Here is a 20255-nt window from a genome sequence, read left to right as displayed (position 1 = left end):
CTGTCAAGGGGTGCGCACCGACCATCCCGCGTCGGCGAACTCCTCCAGCCGCCGCTCGCCGCCCCCGCAGATCAGCCCCGTGCCGGCCGGCATCGCCGCCCAGTGCGGGAAGCCCGCTCCCCCGCCGATCTTGGACTGGTCGGCGAGCACCCAGGTGGCTCGGGCGCACTCGGCCATCGTCTCCTTCAGGGCGGCCTGTTCGAGGTCGGGGCAGTTGATGCCGCGCCGGGGGTCGAGGCCGTCGACACCGAGGAAGGCGATGTCCGGGGTGAGCCGGCGCAGCGCCTGGTCCGTACGGGTGCCCAGCAGCGCCTCGTTGGGCCGCCGCAACCGCCCGCCCAGCACCACGACCTCGACCTGAGCGTCCGCCAACTCCACCAGCGTGGCGAGCCCGTTGGTGACGACGGTGACGTCGGTGCGGTGGCGCAGCTCGTGTGCCACCCGCGCGGTGGTGGTGCCGGCGTCGAGGAGCACCACATCGCCGCTGCGGACCAGTGCGGCCGCGGCGCGGGCGATGGCGTCCTTCTCGGTGCGCCGGGTGCGCTCCTTGTCGTAGCGGGTGCGCTCCACCGCGCGGTGGTCGACCGCGCCACCGTAGGTGCGGGTGATCCGGCCGAGCGCCGCCAGCGTCGCCAGATCACGGCGGACCGTGGACAGCGAGACGTCGAACTCGCCCGCCAGGTCGTGCACGCTGATGTCGCCCGCACCGAGCAGCTCGACCATCCGCTCCCGGCGGCGTCGGGTGGCCGAACGTTCCCCACTGGTCACGTCACTCTCCGCCTCTCAAGTTGCGCGATTCACGCAACTTGAGATTACCGCCGCGGAGACCGGCCCGGAAGCAGCCGGCGTCCGCTGCCGAAGTCCGCCGTCAGGCGAGCACCTTGGCCTTGGCCTTCTGGAACTCCTCCTCGGTGATGTCCCCGCGGTTCTTCAGCTCCGCGAGCTTCGCCAGGGAGTCCTCGGGCCGGATGGTCTCGCCCTCCGCCCTGGCGGTCTCCCGGATGTAGTCCCGCAGCTGCCTCTGCTGCCGCTGGGCCAGCGCGACCTCGCGTTCGCTCAATCCGCGGCCCCGCGCCAGCACATAGATGAAGACGCCGACGAAGGGCAGCGCGATCACCAGGACCAGCCACCCCGTTTTGGCCCAGTTGTTGACGTCCTGGCTGCGGAAGATGTCGCCGACGATCCTCACCAGCAGGAACAGCCACATCACCCACAGGAAGATCAAGCACATCGTCCAGAAAGCGTTGAGCAGCGGGTAATCCATCACGGCCTCCTTACTGCTGCGCGCCGTGCCCTCACCTCACAGCATCCTCGCCGTCGGCCGCCGCCGCGAACAGATCACCGTCGGCGAGCGCCTGCTCCGTCCAGATGACCTTGCCGCCCGTGGTGTAGCGGGTCCCCCAGCGCTCCGCCAGCTGGGCGATCAGGAAGAGGCCGCGGCCGCCCTCGTCCGTGGTGGCGGCCTGCCGCAGATGCGGTGAGGTGCTGCTGCGGTCGGAGACCTCGCAGATCAGGGAGGTGTCGCGGATCAGCCGTACGCGGATGGGGCCGGAGGCGTAGCGGATGGAGTTGGTGACCAGCTCGCTGAGGATCAGCTCGGTGGTGAACGCCTCGTCCGCCAGACCCCAGTCGACGAGCTTGCGGACCGCGGCCGCCCGCACCTGCGCCACGGCCGACGGGTCGGGCGGCACGTCCCAGTCGGCGACGTGTGCGGCGTCCAGCACCCGGGTGCTGGCGACCAGCAGCGCGATGTCGTCGCTGGGGAGTTCCGGCAGCAGCGCTCCCAGCGCGGCCTCGCAGGTCTCCTCCGGTGTCCGCTGGGGATGGTCGGCGAGGGTGCGGCTCAGCAGCTCCATCCCCTCGTCGATGTCGCGGTCGCGGTCCTCGACGAGCCCGTCGGTGAACAGCACCAGCCGACTGCCTTCGGGCAGTTCCCGCTGCCAGGACTCGAAGGGCATACCGCCGAGCCCGAGAGGCGGACCGCCCGGCACCTCGGCGGTCTCCGCGGTGCCGTCCGGCCGCAGCACCAGGGGCTGGACGTGGCCGGCGCGCGCCATCGTGCAGGTCCCGGACGCCGGGTCGTAGATCGCGTAGAGACAGGTGGCGCCGGTGACCCCGGCTCCTTCGGCGCCCTCGGATCCCTCGTCCTGGTCGATACGGGTGACCAGCTCGTCGAGGTGCCAGAGGATCTCGTCGGGCGGGAGGTCCAGATTGGCGAAGTTGTGGACGGCGGTGCGCAGCCGGCCCATGGTGGCGGCCGCGTGCAGCCCGTGCCCGACGACGTCGCCGACGACCAGCGCCACCCGGGCGCCCGGCAGCGGGATGATGTCGAACCAGTCGCCGCCGACGCCGCCGAGTCCACTGCGCCCGGCCTGCGCGGGCAGATAGCGGTACGCCGCCTCGACGGCGTTCTGCTCCGGCAGCGCACGCGGCAGCAGGCTGCGCTGGAGGGTGACCGCCATGGTGTGCTCGCGGGTGTAGCGGCGGGCGTTGTCGATGCTCACGCCGGCGCGGGCGACCAGTTCCTCGGCGAGGGAGAGATCCTCCTCCTCGAACGGCTCGGGCCCCTGCGAGCGCCAGAACATGACCACGCCCAGGATGACGCCGCGGGCCCGCAGCGGTACGGCGATCATCGAGTGGATGCCGTGCGCGACGATCTTCCGGGCGCGCTGGGGATTTTGCAGCTGCCAGCCGGAGAAGGCCGGCAGGTCCGCTTCGAGGACCGCCTCACCGCTGGTGATACCGGCGCCCACGGAGGTGGACGGCTCGAAGCGGATCGGGCTGCCGACGGGGTACAGGCCGCTGTCCGGCGGGATGCCGGCCGCCGCGGTGCGCCGCACCTCGATGCCGGCCCCGGCGAAGACCGCCGGCTCCTCGCCGGTCAGCACGTCCTCGGCCAGGTCGACGGTGACGATGTCGGCGAACCGGGCCGCGGCGAACTCCGCCAGTTCCTCGCAGGTGCGCACCACGTCGAGGGTGGTGCCGATCTCGGTACCGGCGTCGTAGAGCAGCTTCAGGCGCCCGCGGGCCACATCGGCCCGGCCGGTGACGGCCCGCAGCTCGGTGGTGTCCCGCAGCGTCGTGACGCTGCCGGGCGGCCCGCCGGCCTGGTCCGTCGAGCGCTGGTTGACGGCCAGCAGCCGTTCGCCCACCGGGTGCACCTCGTCGGTGACGACCCGGCCGGAGGCGAGCAGTTGGGCGGTGGCCCGGTCGAGCCCGAGGTCGGCGATCTGGCGCCCTTCGACGTCCGGCGGCAGATCCAGGAGCCGGCGTGCCTCGTCGTTGGCGAGCAGTACCCGGCCGTCGCCGCCGGCGATGATCACGCCTTCGCGCACCGCGTGCAGCACCGCGTCGTGGTGCTCGTACATGCGGGTCATCTCGGCGGGCCCCAGGCCGTGGGTCTGACGACGCAGCCGCCGGCTGACGAGCGCGGTGCCGCCGGTGGTGAGGATCAGGATGCCGGCCGCGGCGCCGAACAGCAGCGGGAACTGGTCGTCGACGACACCACTGACCTTCTTGATGGTGATGCCGGACGAGACCAGTCCGATGACCTTGCCGTCGCGTCCGAAGACCGGCACCGTCGCCTGGACCAGGGGTCCTATGGTGCCGACGATCTTCTCGGTGACCACCACGCCGGACAACGCCGGTTTCAGCGTGCCGACGAACTTCTTGCCTATCCGGTTGGGGATCGGGTGGGTGTAGCGGATGCCCTCGGTGTTCATCACGACGATGAAGTCGACGCCGGTGGCCTTGCGGGCGGCCTCGGCCCGCGGTTGCAGCACGGCGGTCGGATCGGGGCTCCGCAACGCCGCTTCCATGCCGGGCGCATGGGCGAAGGCCTCGGCGACGGCGACCGATCGGTGGCGGGCCTCGCGTTCGGAGTCGGTCCGGGACTGCAGGACGAGCGCCGCCATGGCGGCGGCGACCAGCAGCACCACGATCGCCACCTGCAGGAGAAAGACCTGACCTGCGACAGTTCGCATCCTGAGAACCGAACGCGGGCGGCCGTAGCGTCCGGCCATGTCCTCTTTCTACACCTCCCGCATACGGTGGGCGAGCCGCGCACTGCGGAGCGCAGCGGCCGCTGGGGCCCGTGTCGCATCGGACGTCCTCACGGGCTGTTCGAGGATCGTCCCGTGATCTGGGGCCGGACGCCAGAGGGCGGAAAGACCCTCGGGTAGGTTTTACTGACGCACATATGCGAACGTCCTCGACGAAGGGGACAAACGCGCCGGTCACCGCCCGGTATCGGACCGGGAACAAATCGCCCAGGTTCGGGATTGTGCATGTAACTCTCCCCACAGGTTTGAACTCCCGCCGGGCGGAGGTGTGCCGGTCGCATCGTCCGGGCCCCGGCACAACGTGCCTGGTCAGCACGGTCCACCGGTGGCCGGATGGCGTCGGACGGGCCCCGGTGAGGCGCACCTCGCCGCCCTATGGGCCGGCGATGCGGTATGAGACGTTCTTGGGCATGCATGTTCCAGAGGAGATCCGTGCCGAGGCGGCGGGGCTCATCGACCACCACGCGCTCGGGCTGTGGAAGCCGCACGACGCCGACCGGCGCATCGCCGTGGCGCTCTTCCGCTTCCTCGAAACCGGTGTGCCCCTCACGGGCGGGCAGATCCGGTCCGTACTGGCGCACGCGGAACCGACCGACGGGGCCAGTGAGCGGCTGCTGAAGCTGCTGCGCGGGACCGCCGGGCTGCTCGACGACGCACCGGCGGCCGACTCCCCCACGGGGCGGGACGCCGTCGACCACGTATGCCTGCTGCTGGACGCACTGGCGCTCGCCCGCCCGTCGGAGCGCTAGCCCGCGAGCCCTCGGCGTGACGCCCCCGCCATGGGGGCGGACACCCGCGGCTTTGCGCATCTCTCGGCTCTGCACGCCCTGGGTCGCTGCGCGCCTTGGGTCTCTGTACGCCTTGCGCCTCTGCGCGCCTTGGGTCTCTGTACGCCTCGCGGCTCTGCGCGCCTTGCGCCTCTACGCGCCTCGCGGCTCTGCAGCCTCACGCCTCTTCGCGCCTTGCGCCTTGCGCCTTTGCGCGCCTCGCAGCTCCGCGCGCCTCTGCGGCCTCGATCCTCTGCGCACTTGGCGCCTCTGCGCACCTCACGGCTCTGCAGCCTCGCGCTTCTGCCACCTCTGCACCTCACCTCTACACCCGCCCACCCCCCGTAGGGGGGTGGGCGGAGGGGAAAAAGCTGGAGGGGTGCTAGAGGGGAGCTAGAGGGGAAAAAGCCGAAGCGCGAGGAAAGAGGAGAACAAGAAGGCGACGAAACAGGACAACAGACAAAGCCCGCCCGGACAGCTGCTCCGGGCGGGCTTTGCCTTGTTCTTGTACGGATGCGAGTTGTAAGGCTGCGAGTTGTACGGCCGAGAGGCGTACGGCCGAGGGCCCGGCGAGGCCCCGGTGGTCCGCGGGGGCGGACGGCTCTCGGCCCCGCAAGGCCCCCTCCGCCCCCGCCAGGGCCTACCGCCCTTCCGCGGGCGCCACCGCGGCCGACGGCTCCCCCGCCACGGCCTGTCCGTCTTCCGGGACCGAGATCACCCAGTGCGTCTCCTGCCGCGGGCGCAGATAGCAGGCCCAGTACAGCGCGGCGGCGACGACGATGGCCCCGGTGATGACTAGGCTCTTGGTGCTCTGCTGGGTCAGCACCCAGGCCAGCGCGACGACGAGGAGCGCCGGGACGACCGGCCACAGCGGCATCCGCCAGGCCGCCCGGTGCTTGTGCTCGCCGCGGCGCGAGACCAGGGCGCCCAGGGCGACGAAGACGTACATCGCGGCGACGGCCACGCCGGTCACCTCGCTGAGGGTGTCGAGGTTGACGAAGCACAGGGCCGCGCCGGGGACGCCGACGACGAGGGTGGCCACCCACGGCGAGCCGAAGCGGCGGCCGACGTGCGAGAAGACGCGGTTGACCGGGGCGGGCCAGGCCGCGTCGCGGGCCGAGGAGAAGACCACCCGGGAGTTCTGGATCACCATCACGATCGCCGCGTTGATGATCGCCAGGGCGATGCAGAGGCTGACGAAGGTGCCGATGCCGGAGTTGCTCCACTCCTGCACCATGCCCGCGACGTCGCCGGCGCCGAGGGTCTTGAGGTCGGGGGCGCCGAGGGTGATCGCGATGACCGGGATCAGGACGACGGCCGCACCGATGGCGAGCGTCCACAGCACCGTGCGCGAGACGTTGCGGCGCGGGTTCTCGATCTCCTCGGCGAGGTACACGGCGGTGGAGAAGCCCTGCAGGATGAAGAGCGCGGTGGCCAGGCCCGTGACGATGAGGCCGGCGGTGACGGCACTGGTGTGTCCGTGTCCGGCGTCGATGACGGGGTGGACGAGTACGGACGCGGAGCGCTGGGTGTGGCTGAAGCCGAGGAAGGCGACGACCGCGCAGGCCACGACCTCCAGCACGAGGAAGATGCCGGTGATCCAGGCGTTGGCGCGCAGGTCGAGCAGGCCCATGGCGGTGGCCAGCAGCATCACGCCGGCAGCGGTGTACTGCGGATCCAGCTGGATGATCGGCGCCAGATAGTCGGCGGTGCCCAGGGCGATGATGGGCGGCACGATCATGACGACGATCAGCGAGAGGATGAAGACCAGCCAGCCCGCGAGGCGGCCCATGAGGGTGCCGACCATGGCGTACTCGCCGCCGGAGCTCGGGATCAGCGTGCCGAGCTCGGAGTAGGTGAAGGCCACCCCGATGCACAGCAGGCCCGCGATGGCGATGGTGAGCGCGGTGCCGGTGCCGAGGCTGGCGAAGGAGTCCGGCACGATCACGAAGAGCGAGGAGGCCGGGGTCAGGCAGGACAGCGTGAGCAGCGTGCCGCCGACCACACCGATCGACCGGGTGAGCTTGGGGCCGTTGGCGGCACCTCCCTCCGCCGCGCTGCGGGTGTCCCGCTCGGGGGGTGCGGAGGCAACAGGCGTGTAGGGCATATCGGCTATCCGTGTCCCATCGGTCCGGCGGCAGAAGGGGGCACTTTGGGGGAAGTGCGGCAAACGCGGTGCAGACCTGGCGAGACGCAGGCGCCGCTTTGGTGACCGAATACAACCCCCGCGTCCGACCCACGTCAAGGTCTTGTTAAGACCGTGAGACAACGAAATCCGTAGGTGTTGAGCCGCTTGGTGGCTCGTATCCATACTCGCAATGCGATGCAGAAGCGGATTTCGCGGCCGGAGTGGGCGGGGCGGGATCCCCGTGGGGGCCGCCGGGCAGGGCCGCCGAATCCGTAGCGGGCCCCGCGAATCCGCAGCCGGCCCGCGGCCGGGGCGGGCGTCCGGCCCGCCTCACTCCTCCAAGGCGTTCACCCGGGCGATGAGCAGGGCGACGTCGTCGTGGCCCTGTTCGTCACGCAGTGCGCTCAGCAGGCGGTCGCACAGGGCCTCCGGGTCCGACCCGGGCTCGGCGAGCAGGGTGAGCAGGGTGTCCAGGCGGGTGTCGATGGCCTTGTCCCGGGTCTCGATCAGGCCGTCGGTGTAGAGCACCAGGTGGTCGCCGTCGCGCAGCGGAACCGTGGTCTGCTCGAAGGGGACCCCGCCGACGCCGAGCGGGGCGCCGGTGGGCAGGTCGAGCAGCTCGGGCGGCTGGCCCGGCCGGACCAGCACCGGCGGCAGATGCCCCGCGACGGCGATCCGGCACAGGCTGCGGTGCGGGTCGTAGACGGCGTAGAGGCAGGTGGCGAAGGCCGGATCGAGGCCGCCGGCGATGTGGTCGAGGTGGCGGAGCACCTCGGCGGGGTCGAGGTCGAGGTCGGCCAACGCACGGATCGTGGTGCGCAACTGGCCCATGGTGGCAGCGGCGTTGATGCCGCTGCCCATGACGTCGCCGACCACCAGGGCGGTCTTGTCGCCGGCCACGGGGATGGCGTCGAACCAGTCGCCGCCGACCTCGCTGGCCGCCTGGGCGGGTTGGTAGCGGTAGGCGATCTGCATGGCGGTGGGCTGCGGCGGCCGGTGGTTCATCAGATGGCGCTGGAGGGTGAGCGCGGTGCGCCGTTCGCTCTGGTACGAACGGGCGTTGTCGATGCACACCGCCGCCCGCGCGGCCAGTTCGACGGCGAGCACGGCGTCGTCCTCGTCGAACGGCTCGGGATTGCGTACGCGGTAGAGCGACAGCGCGCCGAGCACCTCGCCGCGGGCGATCAGCGGCACCGCCAGATAGGAGCGGAGTCCGGCCTGCTTCAGGAAGGCGGCGCCCTGCGGGCCAGCCGCGATGCGCCGCAGGTCGTCGTCGTCCACATGGGCGACGATGACCGGACGGGCCTCGGTCACACAGCGGGTGATCAGCCGGTCGGCTTCGTAGGAGGCGATCTGGCCGGTGGGGTCAGCCGCGCGGACGGCGCCGGTGTCGTAGGCCGTGGACACCGCGAGCGCCCGGAAGCGGGCGGGGCCGCCGCGGGACAGCACGGAGGGGCGCCGGCCGTCGAGGATCGCGTCGAGGACGTCGACCGCGGCCATGTCCGCGACTTCGGGCACGATGACGTCGGCCAGCTCATGCGCGGTCTGGTCGACGTCGAGGGTGGTGCCGACGGTCGCGGAGGCGTCGGCGATGAGGGCGAGGCGGCGGCGGGCGCGGGCGGCCTCGGTGGCGGCCCGGTGCTGCTCGGTGATGTCGACGACGGAGGTGGCCAGCCCCAGCACCCTGCCGTGGGCGTCCTCCAGTCGGTAGTACGAGACCGACCAGGCCTGGTCGGCGTGGGGGTCGGCCGCGGTGCCGCCGACGGTGAACTGGTCGAGCAGCGGCCGGCCGGTCTCCAGGACCTCGTGCATCCTGGCCACGATGACGTCGGTGTCCAGAAAGGACAGCGCCTCGCGGACATGGCGGCCGATGTGCTGGTCGGCGGGCAGGTCGTTGATGCGTTCCAGCGCCGGGTTGACCATGACGAAGCGGAGTGCGGTGTCCAGCACCGCCAGGCCGATCGGCGACTGGGCCACCAGCCGTACCGACAGTGCCAGGTCCCGCTCGACCCGCCGCAGTACGGCCTGGTCGGTGGCGATGCCCAGTGCGTAGGTCCGGCCGCGTTCGTCCAGCAGGCGCATGTTGCGGAATTCGACGAGCCGGGTGCTGCCGTCCTTGTGCTGGATGGGGAAGACCCCGGCCCAGCTCTCGCCGCTGGACATGACCTGGGAGAACAGTTGCAGCACCAGGTCGATGTCGTCGGGCCCGACCAGCAGCTGGGCGGCCGACCGGCCGAGCGCCTCTTGTGCGGTCCAGCCGAAGAGCTGCTCGGCCTGCGGACTCCACAGGGTGATCCGCCCCTCCGCGTCCAGCATGACGGCGGCCACGCCCAGCACGTCGAGCAGGCCACCGGGCCGCCCCGGTGCAGCGCCGACCGGGGCGGCGCCCTCGGGGAACGCGTCGGTCGCACCCATCCAGGCACTCCTTCCGCCGGTCTCCGCTGACCGACAGCCGTGGCGCTCTCCGTACATCGGCCGATTCTCGCCGTGTTTCCGATGCCCTCCATCATCCCTCGACACGGGACGGCCCCGCAGGGAGAGCGAGAGCCGCAGGGCAAGGGCGTCCCGTGCGTGAGGGAGGATTATCCGCCGCTGCTCCCGGGCCTGCGACCGAGTTGGCGATATTCAGTGCGAATATTCCGGCCGGGCTCGGCGACCGGGCATACGGGCCGGTGGCCGTGCGCCACAAGGCCTGCGGGCACGGCGGCCGACTGCACAACACCCGTGCTCCACGCTCCGACTTGGAGATGTCGATCTCCAGCGACTACCCTATCTTTAGTTGCCTCCAGCAACTAACTATCGGTACCGCACCCGGCGACGGTGACCGCGTCCGCCGGCGTCAGGAGGAAGCCCGACATCATGTCCATCACCGACCGGACATTCCGTACCTACGTGGAGGAGAACCTCGATGCACTTAGCTCGAACCCGGCGCGCGAAGCCCTGGTCCACCAGGGGCGCCGGGTAACCGCAGGCGAGTTCCGCGCCCTGGTGCACCGCATGGCGCGGGCACTGCGCACCCGGGGAGTCGAGCGCGGGGCCACCGTCACCCTGCTCAGCGGCAACCTCCCGGAGACCCTCGCCGCCCGATACGCGGCCAACCTGATCGGCGCCCGGGTCAACCACCTCTACAGCAAGCTGTCCGCCGAGTCCCAGGCCCACATCGTCCGCGACGTCGAGACCCGCGCCCTGATCGTCGACCCGCGCTACGCCGAGCGGGCCGCGGAGGTCACCGAGTTGGCGCCGGTGCCGGACGTCCTCGTACTCGGCCCCGCGAAGCTGGGCACGGACCTGCTGGAGCTGGCGGCCGGGCAGTCCGACGAGCCGTTCGCGAGCCTGGCCCGGCCCGACGACGTGTGCACCATCCGCCACACCGGCGGCACCACCGGCCACCCCAAGGGCATCTGCACCACCTTCGAGCAGGCCCGCTGGTTCCGCGGAGTGGTGGCGGAGCAGCCGGAGTTCGAGCACCGACAGCTGGTCTGCACGACCCTCGCGCACGCCGCGGGCGCACTGGCCGACCACACGTTGTACAGGGGCGGCACGATCGTCCTGCTCGACGACTTCGACCCCGAGACCGTGCTCGCGGCCATCGCCCGCGAGCGCATCACCGACATGTTCCTGCTGCCGCCGCTGCTCTATCAGTTGATGGACCATCCTTCCGCCCGGCACACCGACACCTCCAGCCTGCGGATGCTGACGTACGGCGGCTGCCAGGCGTCCCCGGCCCGCATAGCCGACGCGGTGCGCATGTTCGGTCCGGTGCTGCTGCAGGGTTACGGGCAGAACGAGGCGGGCGGCATCAGCGTGCTCACCCCGGAGGACCACGACCCGGACCGCCCCGACCGGCTGCGCTCCGCGGGGAAGGTGCTGCCCGACGTCGAGGTGGTGATCCGCGACGAGTCGGGACGCGATCTGCCCGCCGGTGAGCACGGCGAGGTCTGCGTCCGCTCCGACATGATCATGAAGGGGTACTGGAAGCAGCCCGAGCTGACCGCCGAAGTGCTGCGGGGCGGCTGGCTGCACACGGGGGACATCGGATTCCTGGACGACGAGGGCTACTTGACCATCGTCGACCGGATCAAGGACATGATCGTCGTGGTCGGCGGCCATGTGTACACCACCGAGTTGGAGGACGCGCTGAACTCGCACCCGCAGGTCCTCCAGAGCGCCGTCTTCGGCGTCCGCGACGCCCACCGCATGGAGCAGGTGCACGCCGTGGTGGTGCGGGTTCCCGGCAGCACCGTCGACGAGCGGCAGCTGCGCGAGAAGGTGCGCCAGGAGCGCGGTGCGATGTACGAGCCGGCCCGGATCACCTTCGTCGACGCGCTGCCGCTGACCGATGCCGGGAAGCCGGACAAGAAGGAGCTGCGCCGGCAGGCCGAGCAGGAGGTGGGCGCCGCCGGCTGACGGCGTTCGGGCCGCCGCGGCTCAACGCCGCGGCGGCCCGATGCGCTGCTCCCGCTCAGAGCAGACCAAGCAGGCCGAAAATCAACGAGAGCAGGCCAAGGTGCTTACCGTCCTTGTGGTGGTAGCCACCGTGATGATGGTGGTGCTTGCCATGCTTCTTGCCATGATGATCGTGGCCCGACGAGGACGCCGCGGGGGTCTGCGGAGCGGCCGCGGCCGTGCCGGCGAGCGGTACGACGGTGGCTGCAGCGATCGCCGCGGCGGCGACGGAACGTCCTATCGACTTGCGCATTGCGTTCTCCAGTTAGGCAGGAAATCGGACATTCCGATAAGTACCGCGCTGAGCAGCGGCCCCCGCAGACACGACGGCCGGCCACCCCAACGGCGCAGGGAATTGCTCCACTCGCGGTAGTGAACGGGCGCGAAAAGCCGGCGGATGTGCTGGTCAGAGCCGGATGACGACGAGGGCCGTGTCGTCGGTGGCGCCACCGGACGGCAGCAGCTCCGCCAGCAGGGCATCGGCGAGCGCCTCGACGTCGGCGCTCGATGAGCCCGTCGGTGTACAGGACCAGCACGGCGTCGTCGGCGAAGACCACCTGCGCCGTGGTGACCGGCCGGGCGGCGCGCAGGGCGGGCCGGACGCCCGCCGCCCCCGTCGGCACGCGAACGGCGAGGCCGGTCAGGCAGTGGTACGACCGGGGCGGGTACGGCCGTACGGGTGGGGAGGTCCGCCCCGGGCGGGCCGCTCGCCACGCGGAAGGCACGCCCCTACCGTGCCTTGCGCGCCCGGCTCGGCTGGACCCGGGCCGGCTCGCCCGGCATCTTCGGGTGGTCGGGGGGATAGGGCAGGTCCCCCAGTCCCTCCTCCGCCGCGTGCCGGTCGGCGAGTTCCAGGAGGGACTGCAGGCCGAAGGCGTGGTCGGCCATGTCGGCGTGCACATCGCCGAGTTCGGCGAAGCGCGGCGGGACCGTGCGCAGATCGAAGTCCTCGGGCGCGGCGTCGGCCAGCTCCTCCCAGCGCAGGGGGGTGGAGACCGTCGCACGCGGTCTGGCCCGCAGCGAGTAGGCCGAGGCGATGGTCCGGTCCCGGGCCATCTGGTTGTAGTCGACGAAGACCTTCGCGCCGCGCTCCTCCTTCCACCAGGCCGAGGTCACCAGGTCCGGCAGCCGGCGCTCCAGTGCTCGGGCCACGGTGATGGCGGCCCGTCTGACCTCGGTGAACGTCCATTGCGGCAGGATCGGTACATAGACGTGCACCCCGCGGCCGCCGGAGGTCTTGGGCCAGCCGCGCAGTCCGTGTTCGGCCAGCAGCTCCCGCAGTTCGTAGGCGACCCGGACGGCGTCCGCGAAGTCGGTGCCGGGCTGCGGGTCGAGGTCGATCCGCAGCTCGTCGGGGTGCTCGGTGTCGGCGCGGCGTACCGGCCAGGGGTGGAAGGTCAGGCACCCGAGGTTGGCCGCCCAGAGCACGGCGGCGGGCTCGGTGGGGCACATCTCGTCGGCGAACCGGCCGCTGGGGAAGGCGATGCGGGCGGTGGGCAGCCAGTCCGGCAGCCCCTTGGGGGCCCGCTTCTGGTAGAAGAACTCGCCCTCGACGCCGTCGGGGAAGCGCTGCATGGTGGTGGGCCGGTCGCGCAGACCCCTCAGCACCCCGTCCACGACGGCGAGGTAGTACTGCGCGACGTCCAACTTGGTGAAGCCACGCTCGGGGTAGTACGTCTTGCCGGGGTTCGACACCCGCACCGTGCGCCCCGCGACGTCCAGCTCGACAGCTCCGCCTCCGGCCATGCCTCCACGCTAGGTTCCGCGCCGCGCCACCGCGCGCCGGGGCCGTTTCCCCAGCGCCTCGGCGCGCGGGGAGCGTCCCGAGCCCGCAGGATCGGGAGCATGGATCTGCCCGTCATGCCCCCGGTGTCGCCGATGCTCGCGAAGCTGGTGACCGACATCCCCGCCGGCATGCAGTACGAGGCCAAGTGGGACGGCTTCCGGGTCATCGTCTTCCGTGACGGGGCGCACGTCGAGATCGCCAGCCGGACGACCAAGCCGCTCACCCGCTACTTCCCCGAGGTGGTCGCGGCCGTACGGGCCGAGCTGCCGCCGCGCTGCGTCGTCGACGGCGAGATCGTCATCGCCCATGACGGCCGGCTGCACTTCGAGGAGCTGCTGGAGCGCATCCATCCGGCGGACTCCCGGGTCCGTACGCTCGCCGAGCGGACGCCCGCCTCCCTGGTCGCCTTCGATCTGCTGGCGCTCGGCCCTCACGCGCTGATGGACCAGCCGCAGTCGGCGCGCCGGGAAGCGCTGGTCGAGGCGCTGCGGCCGGCGCGGGCGCCGGTGTACACCGCGCCCGCGACGACGGACCAGGAGCTGGCGCGCCGCTGGTTCACCCAGTTCGAGGGGGCGGGGCTGGACGGGGTGGTCGCCAAGCCGCTGGATCTGCCGTACCGGCCGGGCGACCGCGCCATGTTCAAGATCAAGCATGCCCGCACCGCCGACTGCGTGGTGGCGGGCTACCGGCTGCGCAAGAGCGGGCCCGTGGTCGGGTCGCTGCTGCTGGGCCTGCACGACGGCGCGGGGCGGCTCCAGCACGTCGGGGTGTGCGCCTCGTTCCCGATGGCCAGGCGGCGGCAGCTGGTCGAGGAGCTGGCCCCTCTGCGGATGGACGAGGTCGCCGACCATCCCTGGGGCGCGTGGACGGACGAGGCGGCGCACGCGTCCCGGCGGATGCCGGGTGGGCCCAGCCGCTGGAGCGGCGGCAAGGACCTGTCGTGGGTGCCGCTGCGCCCGGAGCGGGTGTGCGAGGTCGCCTACGACCACATGGAGGGCAGCAGGTTCCGGCACACCGCCCAGTTCCGGCACTGGCGCCCCGACCGTACGCCGGAGAGCTGCACCTACGCGCAACTGGAGGAGCCGGTGGGCTACGACCTGCGCGAGCTGCTGCGGGACTGAGGGCGGGCCCGGGCCGCGGGCGGGCCGGTCAGTGCTGGTCGGTGCCCGGGGGCCAGCGCCGCCGGCTCTCCCCCGGCGCGAGCCGGTCCACCACTTCGGCCAGGTCCGTGCAGGCCTGCTCGATCTTGCGCCGGATGGCGTTCTGCTCGGTGACGATCGCCGACAGCAGCAGTGCGGTGAGCGCCGCCGACGCGTTGAGCGCCTGCAGGTTGACCATCGCCTCCAGCAGGCTCTGGCCCTCGAACGGTCCGATGCGCGCGGTCGCCGCCGAGATCGCCAGCACGGACACCAGCAGTACGCAGGGCGCCGCCCCCGCGAGCTGGAAGCGCAGCGCCGCCCACACGATCAGCGGAAAGACCAGGAAGAGCAGGGAGAGCTGGCTCCTGGTCGCCATGAACGACAAGGCGACCGCCGCGACCAGCAGTGCCGCCGCCTCGGCCCAGCGGTGGACGGGGATGCCCTGGGGCCGGCGGATCGCGCGCAGGGCGAGGACGAGCGGGGTGACGACGAGGACGCCCATGGCATCGCCCACCCACCAGGCCGCCCAGGTCCGCCAGAAGCCTCCGGTCGGCAGCGCACCGGTCAGCACCTGGGTTCCGCTGCCCAGCGTCGCGCTGATCAGCATGCCGGCGAAGGCGCCGAGGGCGACCAGTGCCACCCCGTCGCGCAGGCGGTCCAGTGCGATGCGGAAGCCCACCTTGCGGAGCATCAGACAGGCGCACACCGGGGCGAGGGTGTTGCCCGCCATGACGCCGAGGACCGTGACGTCGAGCGGGCTGAGCGTCGCGACGATCAGCAGGGTGCCGAGGGCGATGCCCGGCCAGGTCCACATGCCCAGCAGGAGCAGGCTGCTCAGCGCGATGCCCGTGGGCGGCCATAAGGGCGTGACCACGGCACCGGCGACCACCACCGACTCCCGCAGGCCGATCCATGCGGACGCGAAGTAGACGGCGGTGAGAACGAGGAGGGTCAGGGCTGCCGGTGCGGGACGACGGAGTTGTTCGGTGCGCACCACATCAGCCATCAGACAACGCGGGCGGCCGGGCGTCGGCCGCGACACGCGCGCCCGGGCCGCGCTTCACCCGGGGCTGCAGGCCGCTGCCGTCGAAGCACAGCACGATCACCGCCGAGTCGTCGTTGTGCCCGGTCAGCTCGGCCACGCTCATCGCCGCGGCGGCGACCGTGGCCGGATCGCCGTCGGCGTTGGCGCACACCAGGCGGGTCACCTGCCGCAGCCCGGCCTCTATCGGGAACGAAGGCCCCTCGACGACACCGTCGGTGAGCAGCACCAATGCGCCGGAGGTGTCGAGCCGGCGGCGGGTGACGGGGTAGGCCTCGCCCGGCACGATGCCCAGCGGCACGCCCCCGGGGTCGTTGGTCAGGCCCGAGCGGCCGTCGCTGGTGGCCCAGATGCCGGGGATATGGCCGGCCCGGGCGCTGGACAGCTCCCAGGTGGCGGGGTCGAAGCGGACGAAGGTGCAGGTCGCGAAGAGCCCGCAGTCCACGGACAGCAGCAGGTCGTTGGCCCGGCTCAGCACCTCGCCGGGGTCGGCGGCGTGCACCGCGACGGCCCGCAGCCCGAGGCGGATCTGCCCCATGAAGGCGGCCGCCTCCACGTCGTGGCCCTGTACGTCACCGATGCAGAAGGCCAGCGAGCCGTCGGGCAGCGGGAAGCCGTCGTACCAGTCGCCGCCGATGTCCAGTCCGTGCCGGGCGGGGGCGTAGCTGGCGGCGGTGCGCAGCCCGGGCACTTCCGGCAGCCGCGTCGGCAGCATCTCGCGCTGCAGCGCCTCGGCCAGCTCGACCCGGGCCCGTTGCTTCTCGGCGCCTTCCCGCGCCTGGGCGGTCAGCCGGCCGAGGGTGGTCAGCAGATCGTCGGCGCTCGCCGACCGCGGGGGACGACGCCGAAGCATGGATCGCTCCAAGGTGCATCGGTGCATGGGCCACTGCGGGGGTGCGCGCTCCGTGCGGCGGTCCGCATGGGCCTCCTGACCTGGCCTCATGGGGCTCCGGTGAGCCCACCTGTCCGATTCATCTTATTTCCGTGGTGCGACTTCCGCTTGACGGCGGGCGGCCGGGCCCCGCACCCCGGCACGCACCGTCTCGCGCAGCCGGACGACTACAAGGAGCGACCGCCGCCGCGCCGGCCGTCGTCCCTCCTCCCGCTGCCACCGCCCCGGGACGGGTTACGCGGTCGCCGCCGCCCGGTGGCGGACGCCGGAGCGTACGGCCCAGAAGAAGACCGCGAGGGCGAGGGCGGCCACCGTGATCGAGTCGTAGGGGGCGGGCAGGCGGCCGGAGCCCTCGAAGGTGCCCAGCCAGGAGAGCACGGTCAGGCCGAGGAGGTAGGCCACCAGCCAGGCGCCGGTGCGCAGTTCGATGCCGAGGGGGCGGCTCGGGCCCGCGCCGTCGCGTTCGACGGCCGCCGCGTCGCGCGCACCGGGGCGGTGCATGGCCAGGAAGATCAGCAGGCCGGCGAGGACGAGGGGCAGGGCCAGGCGCAGGTCGTGCCAGCCCGACCAGTAGATGAACTCGCCGGCCACCACAAAGCTCAGCGGCGCGATCCAGCGCAGCCCGGGTACCCAGCCCGCCGTCCGCCCGCCCGGTTCGGCGCGGAAGACCGCGACCGCGACCGCGGAAGCCGCGTAGATCAGCAGGTACATGTCGCCCATGACGCTCACGATGTCCTGCCAGCCGCCGAACGGCAGCAGGAAGACCACGATGACCAGGAGGTTGATCACCAGTGCCCGGCGCGGGATGCCGTACCGCTGGTTGACCTTCATGAAGTACCGGGGGATGGTGCCGTTCTTGGCGAGCGCGTAGGTGTGCCGCGCGTCGATGGCCACGCCCACGTACGCCGAGCCGCCGGGCGAGATCACCGCGTCCGCGTAGAGCAGGCTGGACAGCCAGTGCAGGTTGAGGATGAGGGCGAGCTGGCCGAAGGGGGAGTCGAAGGAGACGCCCTGCCAGCCGTTGCCGAGCAGGTTCTCGGGGACGGTGAAGAGGTAGGCCAGTTGCAGGGCGAGGTACATGGCCACGGCCAGGGCGATGCCGGTGAGGACCGCGACCGGGATGGTCCGGCGGGGGTTGCGGGTCTCGCCCGAGAAGTCCAGCGGGGCCTGGAAGCCGTTGACCGAGTAGACGATGCCGCCGCCGGCCAGCGCGGTCAGGCAGGCCACATAGCCGTACGGCGCGAAGCCGCCGTGGTCGGTCAGCCGGCCGGAGTGCCAGCCGGAGGCGATCAGCGCGAACACGGTGACCACCGGAACGGCGATCTTGAACACCGTGATCAGGTTGTTGAGTTGGGCGAACATCCGCACCGCGAACCAGTTCAGCGCCGTCAACAGCACACTGAGTCCGGTGGCCAGGGCCAGGCCGGAGAGGGTGAGGGTGTGGCCGTTGTAGATGCCGGGGAGGTAGTGGGCGGTGTACTGCATGATCGCGCTGATCTCCGCGGCGGTACCGCCCACCGACAGCAGCGTCGACCAGCCGATGAGGGTGCCGACGAGCCGGCCGCTGGCGAGCAGCGGCCAGCGGACCGTGCCGCCGCCCTCCGGCCGGGACGCCCCGAGCTCGATCAGGACCAGCGCGACCAGTCCGCACAGCAGTCCGGCCCCGATCCAGGACAGCAGGGCGGCGGGCCCGGCCGTCTGCGCCGCGTACATGGCGGCGAACAGCCAGCCGGAGCCGACGATGTTGGAGAAGCCGATGCCGGTCAGTCCCCAGAACCCCAGGTCCCGGCGCAACCGGCGCTCCTGCGCCCGTACTTCCGGCGCGCCCGTCGCGCCGTCCCCCTCGGATGCCTGACGCTCTGCCACGAAAACGGTTCCCCTCGATGCGCTGTTCCGCCTCGCCGGACCCTACGTGACGATCACCGCGCCGCGGTCTGCCGCTCCCCTGCGAGCACCCCGCGCGGTGGCCTCAGGCGCAGGTCCAGCAGCCGGACCAGCACGCGGAGTGACGCATCGAGTGCCCCCTGGGGTGCCGCCGGTCGGCCGGGCGCTCCTCGACGGGGACGCCGGCGGCGAGCGCGTGCAGGCCCGCGAGTTGGGCGCACAGGACGACGGCGATCGCGGCGAGCTCCTCGGGCTCGGCATGTCCCTTCTCGATCCGCAGCGACAGTGCGGGGGGCTCGACGGCGGGCGCGTCCTCCTCGGCCGGCGCCCCCGCGTCGGCCGGTGGGCCCGCGTCGCCCCGTACGGTCTCCTCACCCGGTGCGGGCTCTTCGAGCTGGGTGCCCTCGCCTGTGGTTCGGTTCTCGTCGGTGAATGCGTTCATAGCTGGGGGTCCCGGGGCTCATGGGCGGTGCGGGGCATGCGCCGGCCCGCCCCGGCGTCTCGCCGTGCCGGGTTCGGGGCGGTGTTCGGGCAGGTCACAGGGGTGACGCTAGAAGCGCGGCGGGGCGCTGTCGCGCGGGAGGGCGGTCCGCCTGCGCCATTCGGGCGACCGGCCGGCGCCGCTGGCGTGATATCCGCCGCCCGGGCCGTGTTGGTCCCGGTCCTCGTGGCGGGGCCCGTGAGCATGTCGCACAGGTACGTGCAGGCACGGCTGGTGCCGGATGACGTAGTCAGGATGGCGGGACGATGAGACGTGATCAGGCCGGCGACGAGCGTGCCCCGGTGCGGGACGACGGCCGCCGAGGATTCCTCAAGTGCGCTGCGGGGCTCGCCGGGGTGGCGGCCGCGGGGCTGGGCCAGGAGGCGACCGCGGCGGACCGGTCGGCCGGCGGGGTACGCGACAGCGAGCGGACGCTGCCCGACAGGGTTCCCTTCCACGGACGCCATCAGGCCGGGATCGTGACCCCCCAGCAGCTCTTCGCCGGCTTCGCGGGCTTCGATGTGCTGGCCGACAACCGCGAGGGCCTGGAGAAGCTGTTCCGGACGCTCACCCACCGGTCCCGGGCGCTGGCGGCCGGGGTGAAGCCGAAGGACGAGCAGGTCGCCGCGGAGGAGCCGACCCCCGACTCGCTCACCATCACGCTCGGCGTGGGCGCCTCGCTGTTCGACGACCGGTTCGGGCTCTCCGGGCACAAGCCGCGGCATCTCAAGGCGATGCCGGCCTTCCCCGACGACCGGCTGGAGCCGGCCCGCTGCCACGGCGATCTGTCGCTGCAGATCTGCGGCCAGCATCCCGACGCCATCGTCCACGTGCTGCGCGATGTGGCCCGGGAGACCGACGGGTTGCTGCGGCCCCGCTGGCGGTCGGACGCCTTCCTCAATCCGTCCCGGCCCTCGGGGTCGCCGCGTACCTTCGTCGGCTTCAAGGACGGCATCGTCAATCCGGACACCGAGTCGGCCAGGGAGATGGACCGGCTGTTGTGGGTGACGCCGCCCTGCGGTGAGCCGGACTGGGCGCTGGGCGGCAGCTACCAGGTGCTGCGGTTGATCCGCTTCCACGTCGAGAAGTGGGACAAGGTACCGGTGGACCGCCAGGAGAAGATCTTCGGTCGGCGCAAGGCGAGCGGCGCGCCCCTGGACGGCAGGGAGGAGACGGACCTGCCGGACTACCGCAAGGACCCGCACGGCGAGGTCATCCCGCACGACGCGCACATCCGGCTGGCCAACCCGCGGACCGCCAAGACCGACGACTCCCGCTTCCTGCGGCGGAGTTACAACTACAACAACGGCTTCGACTCGCACGGCCGGATGGACCTGGGCCTGGTCTTCTGCGGCTACCAGCAGGATCCCGAGCGGCAGTTCGCGACCGTGCAGCAGCGTCTCGAACACGAGCCGCTGGCCGAGTTCATCACGCCCATCGGCGGCGGCTACTTCTTCGCACTGCCGGGAGTGCAGGACCCCGACGACTGGTTCGGCTCCCAGCTGCTGAAGAAGATCTGAGCGGACGGCGCCGGGGGGCCGCGGGGGGGGGCCCCCGGGGCCCGGCCCCGCGGGGGGGGGGGGGGGGGGGCCCCGGGGTTTGGGGGGGGGGGGGGGCCCGGGTGCCCTA

Annotated in this window: 15 protein-coding genes; 4 read left to right on the top strand and 11 right to left on the bottom strand. The window is 72.0% G+C overall.

All coding sequences use genetic code 11. The features are described 5' to 3' along the window. Positions 1-3: 3 nt before the first annotated feature. From ACFWZH_RS28370 to ACFWZH_RS28360, 3 genes are all read right to left on the bottom strand, one after another. Positions 4-768 carry a DeoR/GlpR family DNA-binding transcription regulator gene (locus ACFWZH_RS28370; protein ID WP_384437197.1) on the bottom strand — a complete coding sequence of 255 codons (765 nt, stop codon included), beginning with the start codon at positions 766-768 and terminating at the stop codon, positions 4-6. A gap of 100 nt (positions 769-868) precedes the next feature. After that, entirely contained in the window at positions 869-1264 is a 396-nt protein-coding gene (locus ACFWZH_RS28365; RefSeq protein WP_384437194.1) for an SHOCT domain-containing protein, read from the bottom strand. 31 nt (positions 1265-1295) lie between these two features. Beyond that, positions 1296-4022 carry a SpoIIE family protein phosphatase gene (locus ACFWZH_RS28360; RefSeq protein ID WP_384437191.1) on the bottom strand — a complete coding sequence of 909 codons (2727 nt, stop codon included), beginning with the start codon at positions 4020-4022 and terminating at the stop codon, positions 1296-1298. A 449-nt stretch (positions 4023-4471) separates the two neighbouring features. Between ACFWZH_RS28360 and ACFWZH_RS28355 the strand changes: the two genes are divergently transcribed. Further along, complete coding sequence (locus ACFWZH_RS28355) at positions 4472-4810, top strand: hypothetical protein (protein WP_384437188.1); 339 nt, start codon at positions 4472-4474, stop codon at positions 4808-4810. Between the two features lie 658 nt (positions 4811-5468). Here the strand turns inward: ACFWZH_RS28355 and ACFWZH_RS28350 are convergent. Together ACFWZH_RS28350 and ACFWZH_RS28345 are read right to left on the bottom strand one after the other, a co-directional pair. Further along, entirely contained in the window at positions 5469-6935 is a 1467-nt protein-coding gene (locus ACFWZH_RS28350; protein WP_384437185.1) for an APC family permease, read from the bottom strand. A 351-nt stretch (positions 6936-7286) separates the two neighbouring features. Further along, positions 7287-9371 carry a SpoIIE family protein phosphatase gene (locus ACFWZH_RS28345; RefSeq protein ID WP_384437182.1) on the bottom strand — a complete coding sequence of 695 codons (2085 nt, stop codon included), beginning with the start codon at positions 9369-9371 and terminating at the stop codon, positions 7287-7289. Positions 9372-9815: 444 nt separating this feature from the next. On the opposite strand from ACFWZH_RS28345, the gene ACFWZH_RS28340 reads away from it, so the two are divergent. Continuing rightward, complete coding sequence (locus ACFWZH_RS28340) at positions 9816-11363, top strand: AMP-binding protein (protein WP_384437179.1); 1548 nt, start codon at positions 9816-9818, stop codon at positions 11361-11363. 55 nt (positions 11364-11418) lie between these two features. Here ACFWZH_RS28340 and ACFWZH_RS28335 read toward each other — a convergent pair whose 3' ends face one another. Together ACFWZH_RS28335 and ligD are read right to left on the bottom strand one after the other, a co-directional pair. After that, complete coding sequence (locus tag ACFWZH_RS28335) at positions 11419-11655, bottom strand: hypothetical protein (protein WP_384437176.1); 237 nt, start codon at positions 11653-11655, stop codon at positions 11419-11421. Between the two features lie 476 nt (positions 11656-12131). After that, positions 12132-13148 (bottom strand): non-homologous end-joining DNA ligase, encoded by a 1017-nt coding sequence (gene ligD, locus ACFWZH_RS28330; RefSeq protein ID WP_384437173.1) that lies wholly within the window; start codon positions 13146-13148, stop codon positions 12132-12134. Between the two features lie 99 nt (positions 13149-13247). On the opposite strand from ligD, the gene ACFWZH_RS28325 reads away from it, so the two are divergent. After that, positions 13248-14309 (top strand): ATP-dependent DNA ligase, encoded by a 1062-nt coding sequence (locus ACFWZH_RS28325; protein WP_384437170.1) that lies wholly within the window; start codon positions 13248-13250, stop codon positions 14307-14309. Positions 14310-14337: 28 nt separating this feature from the next. On the opposite strand, the gene ACFWZH_RS28320 is transcribed toward ACFWZH_RS28325, so the two are convergent. The 4 genes from ACFWZH_RS28320 to ACFWZH_RS28305 form a co-directional block, all read right to left on the bottom strand. Beyond that, complete coding sequence (locus tag ACFWZH_RS28320; protein ID WP_384437380.1) at positions 14338-15324, bottom strand: MASE1 domain-containing protein; 987 nt, start codon at positions 15322-15324, stop codon at positions 14338-14340. Position 15325: 1 nt separating this feature from the next. Continuing rightward, a complete protein-coding gene (locus tag ACFWZH_RS28315; protein ID WP_384437167.1) occupies positions 15326-16222 on the bottom strand; it encodes a PP2C family protein-serine/threonine phosphatase in 897 nt (298 codons plus the stop codon). Positions 16223-16495: 273 nt separating this feature from the next. Next, the gene (locus ACFWZH_RS28310; RefSeq protein WP_384437164.1) at positions 16496-18127 is read right to left on the bottom strand and encodes an APC family permease; all 1632 of its coding nucleotides are present in this window, start codon (positions 18125-18127) and stop codon (positions 16496-16498) included. A gap of 103 nt (positions 18128-18230) precedes the next feature. After that, positions 18231-18587: an acyl-CoA carboxylase epsilon subunit gene (locus ACFWZH_RS28305; RefSeq protein WP_384437161.1), complete on the bottom strand. Its 357-nt coding sequence runs from the start codon at positions 18585-18587 to the stop codon at positions 18231-18233. A gap of 305 nt (positions 18588-18892) precedes the next feature. Between ACFWZH_RS28305 and efeB the strand changes: the two genes are divergently transcribed. After that, positions 18893-20146 carry an iron uptake transporter deferrochelatase/peroxidase subunit gene (gene efeB / locus ACFWZH_RS28300; protein ID WP_384437158.1) on the top strand — a complete coding sequence of 418 codons (1254 nt, stop codon included), beginning with the start codon at positions 18893-18895 and terminating at the stop codon, positions 20144-20146. Positions 20147-20255: the final 109 nt, after the last annotated feature.

Source organism: Streptomyces sp. NPDC059008 (assembly GCF_042749045.1).
Lineage (GTDB): Bacteria > Actinomycetota > Actinomycetes > Streptomycetales > Streptomycetaceae > Streptomyces.
The sequence above is the reverse complement of the archived record's forward strand: the minus strand, read 5'-3'. Positions and strand labels throughout refer to the sequence as shown.